A 14,323-nucleotide genomic window follows, 5' to 3' on the forward strand; every position below is an offset into this window, starting at 1 on the left:
CCTTCGCGTCCCTTCGCGTCCCTTCGCGTCCCCGCCCCTCACCGTCCGGCGTCGCCGCCGTCCCGCTCCGGCCGGTACCGGTGGGTCGCCCCGGGCCTAGGCGGCGCTCCCCGTGGTCCTGGGCAGGCGGAGCCGCACCTCGGTGCCATCGCCGTCGCTGCGCAGTTCCGACGAGCCGCCGTGGCGCAGCATCCTGCTGTGGATCGATTCACGGATACCGAGGCGGTCCGACGGCACTGCCGACGGGTCGAATCCGTCGCCCCTGTCACGGACGAACACCTCCACGGTATCCGCACCGGCCTCGAGGTAGACCGAGACCGCCACCGCCGCGTGCTTCGCCGCGTTCAGCATGGCTTCCCGCGCGGCCTGCGCCAGGGCGTCCTCTGCGGGTCCCAGGGCGGCGTCCCCGACGGCGACGACGGCGACCGGGTGACCGTAGAGGTCCTCGATCTCGCCGGCCATCGCGCGCAGTCGCTCCGCGAGACTGCCCGGGTCCCTCGCCGGATCGGCGAAGAGCCACTGGCGCAGTTCGCGTTCCTGGGCCCGTGCAAGGCGCAGCACGTCGGTCTCGGAATCCGCCCGGTTCTGGATGAGGGCGAGCGTCTGCAGGACCGAGTCGTGCAGGTGGGCGGCGATCTCCGCGCGCTCGGTCTCGCGTGCACGCGCCGCGCGCTCCGTCTCGAGGTCGCGCCAGAACTTCAGCCCCCAGGGAGCGAGGACCAGGCCGACACCCGCGAGGACGGCGAGGACCGCCACGAGGGTCGCCATGGTCAGGGTCCACGAGCCGCTGCTGGACAGCGCGACGAGGACGCCGGCGACCACCAGCACGATGCCCGCGAGCAGGCGCAGGGCCCCGCCCGCCCGGCCGGCACCGGCGCGGTTCATGACCCGGGCCCGCCGCACGTCGTCCAGCTGCGACCACGCCAGGGCGGCGCCCGTGGCGACGACGGCGATCGGCACGAGGAAGCCCCAGTTGACCTGCACCCCGAGCAGCTGCACCACGAAGACGGCCGCGGCGAGCAGCAGTGCCGTGCCGAACAGGACTTCCCGACGCCCGGCCCGCACCGTCCGTTCCCGCCAGGAGTCGGGTTCGAGGATGCCACCCGTCCCGGCTCCTGCCGGATCCGCGAAGCCGTTCCGCTGGTCCCCGCGGCCGGCCTGCGCGCCGCCGTCGTGCAGGATCTTCGTGTCGACCCCGTGCATGAAGGCGGCGGGCCCCGTCTGCCGCCCCGCCTCGGCGGCCTTGTCCGCCGCCGTCGGCACGAAGATCCAGAGCCAGGCATAGAGGAGGACGCCGGCGCCCGAGGCGAGGGTCAGCACCGCCATGCCGATACGCACCCAGGAGCGGGGTATCCCGAGATGGACGGCGAGGCCGGCGCAGACGCCCGCGATCACGCCGTCGGATCTGCGCAGCAGCGGGGGTCTCATACCCTCATGAAAGCACGCGGCCGGGCTCTCGGGGGTGCTCCCGGAGCACAATCAGGGCCCACTCAGGGTTCAATCAGGGTAGGTCCCAATGGTCGGCTGCGACGGCCGGCGGAAGGATGGAGGCATGACCTCAGCACCATCACCAGGCGGGCCGTCCTGGAAGCAGAATCCGGCCACACCGCATCCGGCGGATCGTCCCGCCTCGTCGTCGTTCTTCCGCTGGCTCCGCGGCCTCGACATCACCCGGGCACCCGACCGCTGGGTCGGAGGGGTGGCAGGCGGCGTGGCACGCCGTACGGGCCTGGACCTGGCGCTCGTCCGGGGACTGATCGTGATCCTCTCGGTCTTTGGGGGGATCGGGGTGCTGCTCTACGGACTCGCGTGGGCCCTGCTCCCCGAGCCCGACGGGCGGATCCACGTGGAGCAGGCCGGTCGGGGCTCCTGGACGTCCGGGCTGAGCGGTGCCGCCGCCCTCGTGGCGATCGGCCTGTGGCGGCCGAACCTCCCCTTCCTCGGTGACGGTGGTGGCGGCGGACTGCTCTGGACGCTGTTCTGGATCGGCGCCGTCGTCCTCTTCGTCTACTGGATCGTGAACCGGTCGGGCGGCGGACGGGCACGTCCGGACCTGCCGGGCGGAGGCCCTGCCGCACCCGGGAACGGACCCACGCACCCGTCCGGGCCGGCGCCCTTCGGACCGGCGCCCTTCGGACCGGCGCCCTTCGGACCCTCGTCCACCGGCCCCGCACCCGGCGGCACCGGCCTCTCCCAGGGCCCGTCCGATGCGCCGTCGGACAGCTCCGCCGACGGGCCCGCCGACCGCGCTGCCGGCGGTTCCGTCGGAGCGCACGACACTCCCACGGGACGGCAGGGCGACGACGGACCGGGCGCCGGGCGGATGCACGGCGACGCACCGTTCGGGGAGGACGTCCACCACACCGTCCCCCTGCCGTACCAGCCCGATGCCCGGGTGGGGTCCACCCTGTCCTATCCGCTGCCCTACCAGCCAGGACAGGCGGCATGGTCGGGCTCCCCGACCGCCTACCTCGGATCGCGTCCGCTCGAGCCGGACCTGCTCCGCGGAGCCGCGCCGACCGTGCCGCAACGCTGCTCCACGCGGCCCTCCGGCTCCGCCACCGCACTCCTCATCGGCGGCGCGATCACCGTCGCGGCGGTGCTCCTCGCGCTCGACTACGTGGGGGTCCTCGGCCTCGTCAACTCCGCCGTGGTGGCACTGGCAGCTGCCGCGATCGTCCTGGCCCTCGGCATCGTGGCCCTCGGTACACGGGGCCGGAGTTCAGGCCTCGTGGGCCTCGTCGCAACCCTGGCGACGATCGGCGCGCTCGCGTCCTCCTTCACCGTCGTCGGCGGTGCCTGGGTCGTGGCACAGGAGAACAGGACCACCCCGGCGTCGCTCCAGGCGGCGTCGGACGGCTTCAGCATCCTGGCAGCGGAGACCACGATCGACCTCACCGGGCTGCCCGCTCCCACACGGGACGTCGTGGTACCGGTGAACTCGCTGGTCAGCGACGTCACGGTGATCGTCCCCGAGGACGTGCCCGTCGAGGTCCGCACGCGGATGGCCCTGGGCAGCGCCGATGCCCGGGGCACCGCCGAGGACATCGGTACCCCGTCGCCCGAGTTCCGGAGCGACGGCGGCGTCCTCAGGTTGAGCGACGGCGAGCTGAACCCCGACGCCACCGGCGCCGCCCTGATCCTCGACGTGAGGGGCGCGATGAGCGACGTCACCATCCGCACCACCTCCGACACCGTCGGCAGCGACCCCCGGACCGACACCACCCCGACAGGAGAGACACCATGAGCACCTCGATCACCGAGCGGAAACGCCGGCCACGCGTCGCCACGATCGTGTGGGGGGCGGTGATCCTCGTCGTCGCCGGGCTCGTCCTGGTCGGCCAGTTCGTCGCCCTGTCGATCGACCCGGTGGTCGTGGCCCTCGGCCTGCTCGTCGGTGTCGGCCTCGCCCTCGTGGCCGGCGGGATCCTGTCGCTGCGCTCCCGGCCGACGACCGATGAGCAGGATCACCCCGATGCCATCGACTACTGACCAGCCCTCCCCACGCCACACTCCCGGAACCGAAAGGCACACCATGCAGTCGTTCTACCGCTTCCTCCGCTCCTCCCCCATCAAACGCGCACCCGGCGGCATCCTCGGCGGCATCGCCGCCGGCATCGCCCGGCAGTACGGCTGGCGCGTGAGCTACGTCCGGATCGCGATGCTCCTGAGCTTCCTGCTCCCGTTCATCGGCCTCCCCCTCTACGGGGTGCTCTGGCTGCTGCTGCCGAAGACCGACGGCACCATCGCCCTGGAGCAGCTCCTCCCGCGCGGCTAGGGATCCGACAGCACGACCGGAAGGGGCATCCGCAGCAGCGGATGCCCCTTCGCTGCTGCGGACCTGCAAGGATGGTTGGCGTGCCGAAGACTCCCACCGCCCGCCGCTTCCCCCGCCTGCTCGCAGCCTCCTGTGCCTTCCTCTTCGTCTCCGGCTACTTCGTGGTGCGCTTCCCCGACGTGGAGGGCGCGAGCTACGCGTCCTACGGCTTCAACCTGCTGATCGCGCTGCCTGCGTTCATCGCCCTCGTGCGGCAGTTCGGCGCTGCGCGCGGCACCGCGGCCCTGGTGGCCGTGTCCCTCTTCGGGTACCTGATCGAGGGGTTCGGCGTCGCCACGGGCGTCCCCTACGGCGAGTTCTACTACGGGGAGCCGCTGGGACCCACGATCCTCGGCCTGGTCCCGTACCTGCTGCCGCTCTCCTACGTACCGCTGGTGATCGGCGCGGTGGCGGTCGTGTCCACCGGCGGGAGCGCCCTGCGCCGGACGGTCCTCGGAGGCCTCCTGCTCGTCGTGATCGACGGCGTCCTCGACCCCGGCGCGGTGGCGCTCGGCTTCTGGATCTGGCCCGGCGGCGGCCCGTACTACGGCGTCCCGCTCTCCAACTACGGCGGCTGGCTCATCTCCGGGCTGATCGCCTCGGCGCTGGTCACCTGGATCGGCGGGCGCCGCCTGACCGCGACCGCCCTGCGGCCGGGGCTGCTCGACAGCCTGCTCGTCTCGATGTTCCTGTGGCTGGGCGTGTGCGTCTTCTCCGGCCTGATGTTCCCCGCAGTGCTCGCCGCGGCCCTGATCGTCCTGGTGGTCCGGCGCCGGCTGCAGCTCGTACCCGCCACCACTCCCGCGCAGGACGCGGTCGCCGCCCCGCACTCCTGAACGGTGTCACCCGAACGGGCCCGAAGCGCCGTTCAGGCCGTGGCGGCCAGCCGGCTCAGCAGCTTCTGGGTGGACATCATCGCACCCCCGAGCACGGCGGGCAGTCCACCGCCCGGATGGACCGAGGCGCCCACGCGCCACAACCACGGCCGCAGCGGGTCCGTGTAGGGCGGCAGGTGGAACGGTCCGCTCAGCCACGCCGGGTGCACCGCACCGTACAGAGCACCACCGGCCGAGCCGCGCTCGCCGAAGTAGCCCGGATCCAGGATCTCGTACGCGTCGAAGTAGTCCTCGAGCGGCTCCGGAAGGCCCAGCACGCGCGTGGCCCGGTCCAGTTCACGCTGCACGAAGGGATCCTGGAGCGAATATCTCCTGCCGTTGGCCGGCGCGGTGAGGAGCAGGGCGAGGGTCGCCGACTCGTTGGGATACACGCCGTGCGCGGGATAGTAGTTGGCGAACGCCATGGTCTGCTCGGGCTCGTCCCCGGCCTCGAGGCTCGCGTAGAGCGCCGCCGGGTCATCCGGCATGAGGACACCGTGACGTGCCGTGCCCTCCGGCAGCGGCCGGGACAGCACGGCGTAGATCCCCACGGCGGAACAGGTGAGCTTCCGCGGCGTGCGCGGTGCCCGGCCTGCCAGCAGGCCGGCCAGCCGGTGGGCATCGAGGCCGCTGACGACGGCGTCGGCCGGGTAGGTGCCCGTGGACGTGACGACCCGCCGTCGGGCGATGCGCTGCGCGGGCTCCCCCGTGCGGATCTCGACGCCCGTGTCGAGGGCGAGCCGCTCCAGAGCCAGCACCAGTTCGTAGATGCCGCCCTCCGGGATCCAGACGCCGTCGTGCGCCATGATGGCAGGCATGCTCGCGTACAGCGCGGGCGTACGGGTGGGGCTCACCCCCGCATTGAGCGTGTGGATCGCGATGACCTCGCGCAGTCCGTCGGGCAGCCACGGCAGGCTGTCGAGGTAGCTGCGCGTGGTGAGGCGGCGGCCGTACAGTCCGGCCAGCCGGGTCAGGGCCGGGTAGGCCGCCTTGTCCATCGGCCCCGTCGTGAGCAGCTGTGAGACGTCCCCGCCGAGGATGCCGTGCTCCGCGGCGAAACGCGTCCAGGCCTCGTGCCAGGGGTGCCCCTCGGGGACGGGCAGGGCGCTTTCGACGCCCCGGTAGTAGTACGTGCCGACGTCCGGCAGGCGCTCCAGGCGGAGCGCCGCGACGTCCTCCGCCCGGGCGGACCCGGGCGGCGCGACGTCGTCGAGCCTGTGCAGGAGTTCCTGCCAGACACCCGGGAACGTGAGGAGCGACGGCCCGGTGTCCATGCGTTGCCCCGCGACCTCCATGCGGCGGCTCTTGCCGCCCACGGAGTCGGAGGCCTCGAGCAGGGTCACGCTGTGCCCTGCGCGTCCGAGCAGCGCTGCCGATGCCAGCCCGCCGATCCCCGCGCCGACGACGACGACGCGGCTCACGGGTACAGCCCCAGGGTCAGTGCGACGACGAGCTGCACGCCCGCGACGGTCCCGGCCACGTAGGGGAAGGCGATCGAGTACCGGTACAGCCGGTGGCCCGTCGCGGGCCGCGGATCCCGGGAGAGACCGACCAGCAGCCAGCCGGCGATCAGCGCATTGACGACGGCCACCGGGATGTTGACGAGCGCGAAGCACACGGTCGATGCCGCCCACCATGCCCCGCTCCATGCCACGACGCCGCGCGCACCGAGCCGCACCGCCGTCGTCGTGATGCCCACGCTGCGGTCCTCGTCGATGTCCTGGACGGCGTCGTAGGTGTGCTTGGCCGCGCTCCAGGCCATGAGGCCGAGGGCGGCGGCCCATACCGGGTCGTCGCCCAGGGCGTAGGGCACGAACACGAGGGGGAAGGCGTAGGCGGCATTGCTGAGCGAGTCCACGTACGGGCGGGCCTTGAAGCGCAGCGGCGGTGCGGAGTAGAACACGAAGACCAGGGCGTAGGCGGCTATCCACGCGAGCGCCGGAGGCGGCAGGGTGACGGCGAACCAGGCAAGGAAGGGCACGTTCGTGATCAGGACGGAGAGCCAGATCGCCCGGACCTCGGAGGCCCGGATCCGGGCTCCCTCGAGCGATCCCTTGCGGGGATTGAGGGCGTCGGTGTCCTGGTCGAAGATGTCGTTGACGCCGTAGATCAGCAGGTTGAACGGCAGCGTGAGCCAGAGGAGGAGCGCGAGGGCCTCCTCCTGCCAGAACACCCCGGTGAGCCACATGCCGACGACACCGGTGCCGAGCGTGTTGATCCAGAGCACCGGCCGGGAGATCGAGACCATGCGCAGCGCCGCTGGCGCAAATCCTGCCTGTGGCACTGCTGGGATCCTCCTCGGACCGGCTGGGCGCGCACCCGACGGGACTCGAGCCCGTCGTGCGCCGGATGGTCCCAGCCTACGGGGTGCGCGGCGGCCCTCGGTCTGCCGCCGCGACGGACCTCGAGGACGCAGTCGGGTGCGGCAACACTGGTGTGTCTAGAATCATAGGCGGGCCCGATGGCGTGCTCCTGATGCACCATCCACCTCGTCGAAGGAACCCCACCCCCCATGAAGATCGGAATCCTCACCAGCGGCGGCGACTGCCCCGGACTGAACGCCGTCATCCGCGGCGCGGTGCTCAAGGGCATCAAGGTGCACGAGCAGGAGTTCGTCGGATTCCGCGACGGGTGGCGTGGCGTCGTCGAGGGCGATGTCATCGACCTCCCCCGCCATGCGGTGAGGGGCATCTCCAAGCAGGGCGGCACCATCCTGGGCACGTCGCGCACCAACCCCTTCGAGGGCAAGGGCGGCGCGGAGGCCATCAAGGAGAACCTGGATCGCCTCGGCATCGACGCGGTGATCGCGATCGGCGGCGAGGGCACGCTGGCCGCCGCGAAGCGGCTGACGGACCTCGGCCTCAAGATCGTGGGCGTTCCCAAGACGGTCGACAACGACCTCGACGCCACCGACTACACCTTCGGCTTCGACACCGCCGTGCAGATCGCCACCGAGGCGATCGACCGCCTGCGCACCACGGGTGAGTCCCACAGCCGCTGCATGATCGCCGAGGTCATGGGCCGCCACGTCGGGTGGATCGCCCTGCACGCCGGCATGGCCTCCGGTGCCCACGCCATCCTCATCCCCGAACAGCAGACGAGCATCGAGCAGATTGCCGAATGGGTCTCCGACGCCAACGCCCGAGGCCGCGCGCCCCTCGTGGTCGTTGCGGAGGGCTTCGTGCCCTCGCACATGGAGCAGGCCCACTCCGAACGCGGACTGGACACCTTCGGCCGCCCCCGCCTCGGCGGCATCGCCGACCAGCTCGCACCCGAGCTCGAGTCGCGCACGGGCATCGAGACCCGCGCCACCATCCTCGGCCACATCCAGCGCGGCGGCGTCCCGACGTCGTTCGACCGTGTCCTCGCCACCCGTCTCGGCATGGCTGCCGTGGACTCCGTGAAGGACGAACTCTGGGGGACCATGGTCTCGCTCAACGGCACGGAGATCGCCCACGTGGGCTTCGAGGCGGCGCTCGGCAACCTCAAGCGGGTTCCGCAGCACCGCTACGAAGAAGCCGCCATCCTGTTCGGCTGATCCCATGGAACTCGATCCGGGGACCATCGCGATCGTCCAGCTCGCCTGGTCGCGGCTCCTGGGGCTCGACGACGGGGCCCTGGGCGACGGCGGATCCGACCGCCTGTACAGCGTGGACGACGATGCCGCCGTCCTCTCGTTCGTGACGCTGTTCGGCCGGGAGGTCCTCCGGGGGCCGCGATCGGCGGTCGACGCCGGCCGGGGTCTGCCTGCCCCGGAGCTGCGCAGCTCCTCGGCCCTGCTCTCCCTCAGCCATGGGCGCGGCGGCCGCGGGCTCGGCGAGGCCCAGCTCTACTTCTGTGACGCCCTGCCGCAGCTGGACGGGCCACCGGCCGTCGTCTCCGACGAGCGCGACCTCGTCCGTGCGCTCGAGCAGCGGTGTCCGCCCGACGACGTCGCGGAGGCCGATCTCGGCGGCGTCGACCATCCGTTCGTGCTGGTCGCTGAGGGGGACGGGACCGGGGAGGACCGGCCCACTCCCCTGTCCGGCGCCGGCTACGACATCTGGGAGGGCATCCTCGCGCACCTCGCGGTCCTCACGCCGCCCGAGGAGCGGCGCAGAGGCTACGGCGGGCGCATCGCCGCCGTCGCGATCGAGGAAGCCATGGCCGCGGGCCTGGTGCCCCAGTGGCGCGCGAGGACGGACAACACGGCCTCGCAGCGGACCGCTCGCCGTGCGGGCTTCGTCTTCGCCGGTACGCAGACGTCGGTGCTCCTCGAGGGCTGAGGACCGGCGCTGCGGGGTGGACCCGGCATGCCGGCATCCCTGCGTGACGGGAGCAGGAATCAGCCGAACAGTTCGACGACGTCCGTCCGCCCGAACATCTCCGCGGCGGCACGGGCGGAGGGCGTCCCGGCGTCGGGATCCGCGCCCGCCGCGACGAGGAGCCGGACCACCTCGGTATGCCCCTTGAAGACCGCGCCCGCCAGGGGTGTCTGTCCGCGGTCGTTGGCCTGGTCGGCGTCGGCGCCCCGACCGAGGAGGTCGCGCACGATGGCCGGGTGCCCGCTGTAGGCGGCGAGCATGAGGAGGCTGTCGCCCGCGGTGTTGGTCAGGGTGAAGGGCACGCCGGCATCCAGGTACCTCACCAGGGTGGCGCTGTCGCCGGAGCGGGCGGCCTCGAACAGTGCATGGGCAAGGGCGATCGCAGCGGCTGCGCCGTCGTCGTCGTTCGTGGCTGTACCCGCCGGAACCCCGTCGTCCCCGGCGCTCATCGCGGCGCCCTCAGGAAACCGGTCGCGCGCCCGACCACCTGGCCGGCGTCCGGTGCGACGATGACCTCCTGCGCGGCGGCATAGGCCTCCTCGCCGTCCTGCACGAGGAGGTCCGCCGAGGCATCGACCGATCGCTTGAGCACGGCCAGGGCGATCGGGCCCATCTCGTAGTGGTGGCCCACGGAGGTCACCCGGCCGACCGTGCGGCCCTCGCTCAGCACGGCACTGCCGGGAGCCGGGAGCGTGTGCTGGCTGCCGTCGAGGTGGAGGAACGTCAGGCGGCGCGGCGGGTGCCCGAGGTTGTGGACACGCGCCACGGTCTCCTGGCCCTTGTAGCAGCCCTTCGCGAGGTGCACGGCCGTGCGCATGAGGTCGAGTTCGTGCGGGATCGTCTTCTCGTCCGTCTCGAAGCCCGGCCGGGGCCGCCACGCCGCGATACGCAGCGCTTCGGCCGCCAGCGACCCCGCGAGATCGAGACCCGTGGCGGCCACGACCTCCTCCAGGCGCTCGCGCGGCACCAGGTATTCGAACCAGGGCCGTTCCCGTCCGGGGTGCTCGGTGTCGGCGATGGCCGAGTAGGCATAGCCGCCGATGCCGATCGCGGGCCAGGGATCCTCCCACACGACGACGCCGTCCCCCAGTTCGGGCAGCGCCCGGCTCGCCCCGAGGACAGCCCAGTCGTCGGTGGCGTCGCCGACCTCGACGCGGAGCATGAACTTCATGCGCTCCAGCCAGGCTGCCAGCGGTGCGGCTTCTCCGCCTTCGGTGATGAGCCAGGTGGTGGCGCCGTCGTCCACCACGTGCGCCGAGTACTCGATACGCCCCTGCACGGTCAGGAGCAGGGTCTCGGAACTCCGGCCCGGCTGGAGGCCGAGGAGCAACTGGGAGGACAGCGTGTTGAGCCAGCTGAGCCGGTCCGGACCGGAGACCGTGACCACGCCCCGCTGGGAGAGGTCGACGACGGCCCGGCCGTCGGCGAGGGACCGCTGCTCGCGGAAGGGGTCACCGTAGTGGGCTGCGACGCCGGCGTCCGCACCGCCGCCGTCGACGGCGCCGGGACGGCTCAGGAGGGGGCTGGGTGTCATGACGGTATAACGCCTTCCGGGCGGGACTATTCCTGATGGGCGCCCCGAGGGCTCGACGCAGTGCTGCTCCGGCCCTACCGGGTTCGTGCTGTCAGGAGGCTTTCTTGAGGATGGCCGAGGCGTGCGCCTCCAGGGAGTTGCCGTCCGCCGCGACATCCCATCGCCAGTAGAGGTTCCCCTCCACCAGGCCGAACAGGCGGGTGGCGGCGGTGTACTCCTTGGAGTGCTGCCCTCGCATCACGAGGTCGGTGCTGAGCTGGATCTGGGGTCCCTTGATGCTGCCGTAGTACAGCTCGGCGATACCGCCCGGATGCACGATCGTCGCCGTGATGTCGAACCCGCCGGCGTCGTTGCGGAACTGCTCCACCTCGTCGGCCGTCTTCAGGGCCGGGACGATGTCCGCGGGGCTCAGGCCGGGCCCGACGTCGGCGTCGTTCAGCTTGCGGTCGAGGGCCCAGAACCCGGTCTCCACGGACAGTGGGCGGAGCTGCGAGCCCTGCTCGTCGATGAGCCACGATTCCGCACTGTACTGGAGGTAGGGCAGGCCGTTCTGCGAGAACACGACGCGCTGCGAGAAGCGCTCCGAATCCGCGGTGCCCTCGCCGAGCATCCCCGTCCCCTCCCAGGTTCCGAGGAGCCACGACAGTGGGACCAGCTCGGGCGTCAGGTCGGTGGGCAGATCAATCGACATGGGGTCTCCGGGACGGTCGGCTACTTCTGGCCCTTGTACAGGCGCGTGATGACGAGGGCCGCGAAACCGGCCATGCCGAGACCGGCGACGACCAGCAGCGAGATGAAGAAGATTTCAAGGGCAAGAATGGACATGCTCCCATCCTAACGCCCGCTCCGCACGGGACGGGACGGGCGGATGTGCGTGCCCGCCTTCCTCAGGACAGGAAGAGTTTGTCGAGGAAATAGACCACGGAACCGATGGCGAGAACGGGGGTGACGCCCGCAGCGACGGCCGCGAGGACGTCGAGGGGCGCGTCGCGGGCCACCAGCAACCTGCGTGTGGCGGCGATGACGGCTCCGCAGGCGAGCCCCACCACGCCCGCGGCGAGCGCGGGGACATCGGTGAACAGGAGGGCGCCGAGGGGTCCCGCGAGCGCAGCGAGGACGACGGCGGCGGGCGCCACGAGCCGGTCCGGCAGGGGCAGGAGGGCGACGGCGATCGCGACGAGGATGCTGACCCCGGTCACCAGCGTCATGCCGGAGTCGGCCGCGTTGGCCGTGAGGCGGTCGGCCGCCACCCATCCGGCGCCCATCGCCACGGCGATGACGCCCGAGCTCGCACCGAGCGTGGATTCCAGGCGAAGGCTCTGGCCGGTCCCGCGGACCAGCTGGATCATGAAGACCGCACCGACCCCGAGGGCCACCGCGGCGGGGAACCAGGCCAGGAAGGACGGCCCCGGCACCGTGGCCGCGAGGATCACCGCGAGCAGGGCGCTCAGCCCGATGGCGGCGGACTGGCTCTTCCTGGCCGGGACGCGGAGCACGTACGGCCAGCCGATCGCAGCCAGGACGCAGACTGCTGCGACGGCGATCGCGAGGACCGGAAGGGCGATGTACGAGGAGGCGACGATGATGCCCGCGGCCGCGGCTGCGGTACCGGCCGCTGCGGCCACACTCGTCCTCTTCACCCCAGCAATACTGCCCTACCGGTCCTACCCGTGGGAAAACCGGGACGACGCGGGGCAGGAGCCCACGTGCGCCCGATCACAGGGCGGCGGCTATACTTGTCGAAATCTCTACCGCCCCGGTTCCGGATCCCTGCACCGGTGGCGCCGTTGCCCGATGATGCGCATTCCCGACCCGTGGAGGACCTATGCCGCACATCCTGATGCTCACGAACACCACCGGCTCGTCCGTCGACATCCTGCCGGCGCTCGAACTGCTCAACCACAAGGTGCACATCCTCGCGGCCGAGCCCACGGCGCTCCTGGAGACCGAGCCGTGCGACGTCGTCCTGGTCGATGCGCGCAAGGACCTGGTGGGAGCCCGCTCGCTCACCCAGCTCCTGAAGGCCACGGGCCTGAGCGCGCCCCTCGTCCTCGTCCTCACGGAGGGTGGCATGGCGGCGGTGGCTGTGAACTGGCTGGCGGACGACGTCGTCCTGGACTCGGCCGGCCCCGCGGAGGTGGAAGCGCGCCTGCGCCTCGTGATCGCGCGGTCGACGGCGGCGAGCGAGGAGACCAGCACCGAGATCCATGCGTCCGGTGTCGTGATCGACGAGGCGAGCTACACGGCGCGGGTCGGCGGCGAGCCGCTGAACCTGACGTACAAGGAGTTCGAGCTCCTGAAGTACCTGGCGCAGCACCCGGGCCGGGTGTTCACCCGGGACCAGCTCCTCCACGAGGTGTGGGGTTACGACTACTACGGGGGCACGCGCACCGTCGACGTCCACGTGCGGCGCCTGCGGGCGAAGCTGGGATCGGATCACGAGCAGCTGATCGGGACCGTCCGGAACGTCGGATACCGCTTCACGCTGACCCGGCTCCCGGAGGACCGCAGCGCGGTCAACCAGGACGCCTGAGACGGCAGGATACGCGAAAAGCCCCCTCCACCGCGGGTGGAGGGGGCTTGTCGCATATCCGGGACAGGACCGGATCGTGGTGGAGGACATACGGGTCGAACGTATCGCGGGCACCCCACTGGTGCATCCCCCTCGAGCAGTTCCCGACACTACCGCACCTGCGCCCGGTAGGCCAAAACGCGTGCAGGGAGCGGGGACTAGGCTGGGCGCATGACCGCCGCGCAGCACGCCCCCACCTGGTCCATCGACAGGATCGCCGGCGCCCCGGCGGCCCCGGTCCTCGAGGAGATACGCCGCCTCGCGGCCGCCGCCGTCGAGGCCGACGGCAATCCGCCCTTGTCCGAGCAGACCCTGGTGACCCTCCGCGCGCAGGACGTCGGGGACCGGCTGCTCGTGTTCACGGCCCGGACGCCCGGGCCGGACGACAGCGAGCTCGCCGGTGTCGCCGTCGTCCACCGCAGCACGGAGGACGGCGCGGTCCTCGAACTCGTCGTCGGGCCCGACTGCCGTGGCGAGGGCGCGGGGACCGCCCTCATCGAGGCGGTCCTCGCGGAGGGACTCGACGACCTCCGCGGCTGGTCGCACGGCAACCACTCGGCAGCAGCAGACCTCGCGGACCGCTTCGGCTTCGCACCCGTGCGGGAACTGTGGCGCATGCGCCTGACGCGTGCCGCGGTCGAGGAATCGGTCCCCACCCTGGTACTCCCCGAGGGGGTCGTACTGCGATCCTTCGTCCGAGGGCAGGACGAGGAGGCCTGGCTCGCCGCCAACGCCGGGGCGTTCGCCCACCACCCCGAGCAGGGATCGATGACCCGGGCCGACCTCGAGGCGCGGATGGCCGAGGACTGGTTCGACGCGGAGGGCTTCCTGCTCGCGGTGCGCGAGGCGGACGGCGCCCTGCTCGGCTTCCACTGGACGAAGGTGCATCCGGGCATCGGTGCGCACCCGCCCATGGGCGAGGTGTACGTGGTGGGGGTGACGCCGGAGGCCCAGGGCATGGGCCTCGGCAAGGCGCTCACGATCGCGGGCATCGAGCACCTCCACGGCAAGGGCCTGCAGGCCATCATGCTGTACGTCGACGGCGACAATGCCGCGGCCGTCGCGCTCTACCGGAAACTCGGTTTCACGCGCTGGGACGTGGACGTCATGTACGCGGGGAAGACGCCGCAACCCACCTTGTAAGGTTATTTTCGAGGCGTGCCCCGGCCGGTCAGGACGGGGCACCAGCCGCACCACGCCCGCCCACGCTGCAGGAGACGC

At 71.8% G+C, this 14,323-nt stretch carries 15 protein-coding genes; 8 read left to right on the top strand and 7 right to left on the bottom strand.

What is annotated here, in order from left to right:
* Positions 1–96: 96 nt before the first annotated feature.
* The gene (locus tag AC0Z9V_RS06680; RefSeq protein ID WP_208739027.1) at positions 97–1,428 is read right to left on the bottom strand and encodes an ATP-binding protein; all 1,332 of its coding nucleotides are present in this window, start codon (positions 1,426–1,428) and stop codon (positions 97–99) included.
* A 124-nt stretch (positions 1,429–1,552) separates the two neighbouring features.
* Between AC0Z9V_RS06680 and AC0Z9V_RS06685 the strand changes: the two genes are divergently transcribed.
* The 4 genes from AC0Z9V_RS06685 to AC0Z9V_RS06700 all read left to right on the top strand — a co-directional run bounded on the left by AC0Z9V_RS06685 (position 1,553) and on the right by AC0Z9V_RS06700 (position 4,653).
* Positions 1,553–3,247: a PspC domain-containing protein gene (locus AC0Z9V_RS06685; RefSeq protein WP_485141061.1), complete on the top strand. Its 1,695-nt coding sequence runs from the start codon at positions 1,553–1,555 to the stop codon at positions 3,245–3,247.
* Positions 3,244–3,492 carry a hypothetical protein gene (locus AC0Z9V_RS06690; RefSeq protein WP_133082392.1) on the top strand — a complete coding sequence of 83 codons (249 nt, stop codon included), beginning with the start codon at positions 3,244–3,246 and terminating at the stop codon, positions 3,490–3,492. The genes AC0Z9V_RS06685 and AC0Z9V_RS06690 overlap by 4 nt, the downstream gene beginning before the upstream one ends.
* A gap of 43 nt (positions 3,493–3,535) precedes the next feature.
* The gene (locus AC0Z9V_RS06695; RefSeq protein ID WP_133082391.1) at positions 3,536–3,778 is read left to right on the top strand and encodes a PspC domain-containing protein; all 243 of its coding nucleotides are present in this window, start codon (positions 3,536–3,538) and stop codon (positions 3,776–3,778) included.
* A gap of 80 nt (positions 3,779–3,858) precedes the next feature.
* Complete coding sequence (locus tag AC0Z9V_RS06700) at positions 3,859–4,653, top strand: carotenoid biosynthesis protein (protein ID WP_459267185.1); 795 nt, start codon at positions 3,859–3,861, stop codon at positions 4,651–4,653.
* 32 nt (positions 4,654–4,685) lie between these two features.
* On the opposite strand, the gene AC0Z9V_RS06705 is transcribed toward AC0Z9V_RS06700, so the two are convergent.
* Both AC0Z9V_RS06705 and AC0Z9V_RS06710 read right to left on the bottom strand, forming a co-directional pair.
* Positions 4,686–6,113 carry a phytoene desaturase family protein gene (locus AC0Z9V_RS06705; RefSeq protein WP_485141062.1) on the bottom strand — a complete coding sequence of 476 codons (1,428 nt, stop codon included), beginning with the start codon at positions 6,111–6,113 and terminating at the stop codon, positions 4,686–4,688.
* Positions 6,110–6,976: a UbiA family prenyltransferase gene (locus AC0Z9V_RS06710; protein ID WP_244185841.1), complete on the bottom strand. Its 867-nt coding sequence runs from the start codon at positions 6,974–6,976 to the stop codon at positions 6,110–6,112. The genes AC0Z9V_RS06705 and AC0Z9V_RS06710 overlap by 4 nt, the downstream gene beginning before the upstream one ends.
* 228 nt (positions 6,977–7,204) lie before the next feature.
* Here AC0Z9V_RS06710 and AC0Z9V_RS06715 point away from each other — a divergent pair, with 228 nt between their 5' ends.
* A complete protein-coding gene (locus AC0Z9V_RS06715) occupies positions 7,205–8,230 on the top strand; it encodes a 6-phosphofructokinase (RefSeq protein ID WP_133082388.1) in 1,026 nt (341 codons plus the stop codon).
* A 4-nt stretch (positions 8,231–8,234) separates the two neighbouring features.
* Positions 8,235–8,957: a GNAT family N-acetyltransferase gene (locus AC0Z9V_RS06720; protein WP_485141063.1), complete on the top strand. Its 723-nt coding sequence runs from the start codon at positions 8,235–8,237 to the stop codon at positions 8,955–8,957.
* Between the two features lie 59 nt (positions 8,958–9,016).
* Here the strand turns inward: AC0Z9V_RS06720 and AC0Z9V_RS06725 are convergent, their stop codons facing one another.
* The 4 genes from AC0Z9V_RS06725 to AC0Z9V_RS06740 form a co-directional block, all read right to left on the bottom strand.
* Positions 9,017–9,445 (bottom strand): ankyrin repeat domain-containing protein, encoded by a 429-nt coding sequence (locus tag AC0Z9V_RS06725; protein ID WP_133082386.1) that lies wholly within the window; start codon positions 9,443–9,445, stop codon positions 9,017–9,019.
* A complete protein-coding gene (gene ygfZ, locus AC0Z9V_RS06730) occupies positions 9,442–10,530 on the bottom strand; it encodes a CAF17-like 4Fe-4S cluster assembly/insertion protein YgfZ (protein WP_459267188.1) in 1,089 nt (362 codons plus the stop codon). The genes AC0Z9V_RS06725 and ygfZ overlap by 4 nt, the downstream gene beginning before the upstream one ends.
* A 91-nt stretch (positions 10,531–10,621) precedes the next feature.
* Complete coding sequence (locus AC0Z9V_RS06735) at positions 10,622–11,221, bottom strand: heme-binding beta-barrel domain-containing protein (RefSeq protein ID WP_087076961.1); 600 nt, start codon at positions 11,219–11,221, stop codon at positions 10,622–10,624.
* Between the two features lie 196 nt (positions 11,222–11,417).
* Positions 11,418–12,170, bottom strand: a complete 753-nt coding sequence (locus tag AC0Z9V_RS06740; RefSeq protein WP_485141064.1) for a hypothetical protein — start codon at positions 12,168–12,170, stop codon at positions 11,418–11,420.
* A gap of 185 nt (positions 12,171–12,355) precedes the next feature.
* On the opposite strand from AC0Z9V_RS06740, the gene AC0Z9V_RS06745 reads away from it, so the two are divergent.
* Together AC0Z9V_RS06745 and mshD are read left to right on the top strand one after the other, a co-directional pair.
* Complete coding sequence (locus tag AC0Z9V_RS06745) at positions 12,356–13,063, top strand: winged helix-turn-helix transcriptional regulator (protein WP_485141065.1); 708 nt, start codon at positions 12,356–12,358, stop codon at positions 13,061–13,063.
* A gap of 210 nt (positions 13,064–13,273) precedes the next feature.
* Positions 13,274–14,245: a mycothiol synthase gene (gene mshD, locus AC0Z9V_RS06750; protein WP_485141066.1), complete on the top strand. Its 972-nt coding sequence runs from the start codon at positions 13,274–13,276 to the stop codon at positions 14,243–14,245.
* The last annotated feature ends 78 nt before the right edge of the window (positions 14,246–14,323 follow it).

This window comes from Arthrobacter sp. UYP4 (assembly GCF_057291175.1).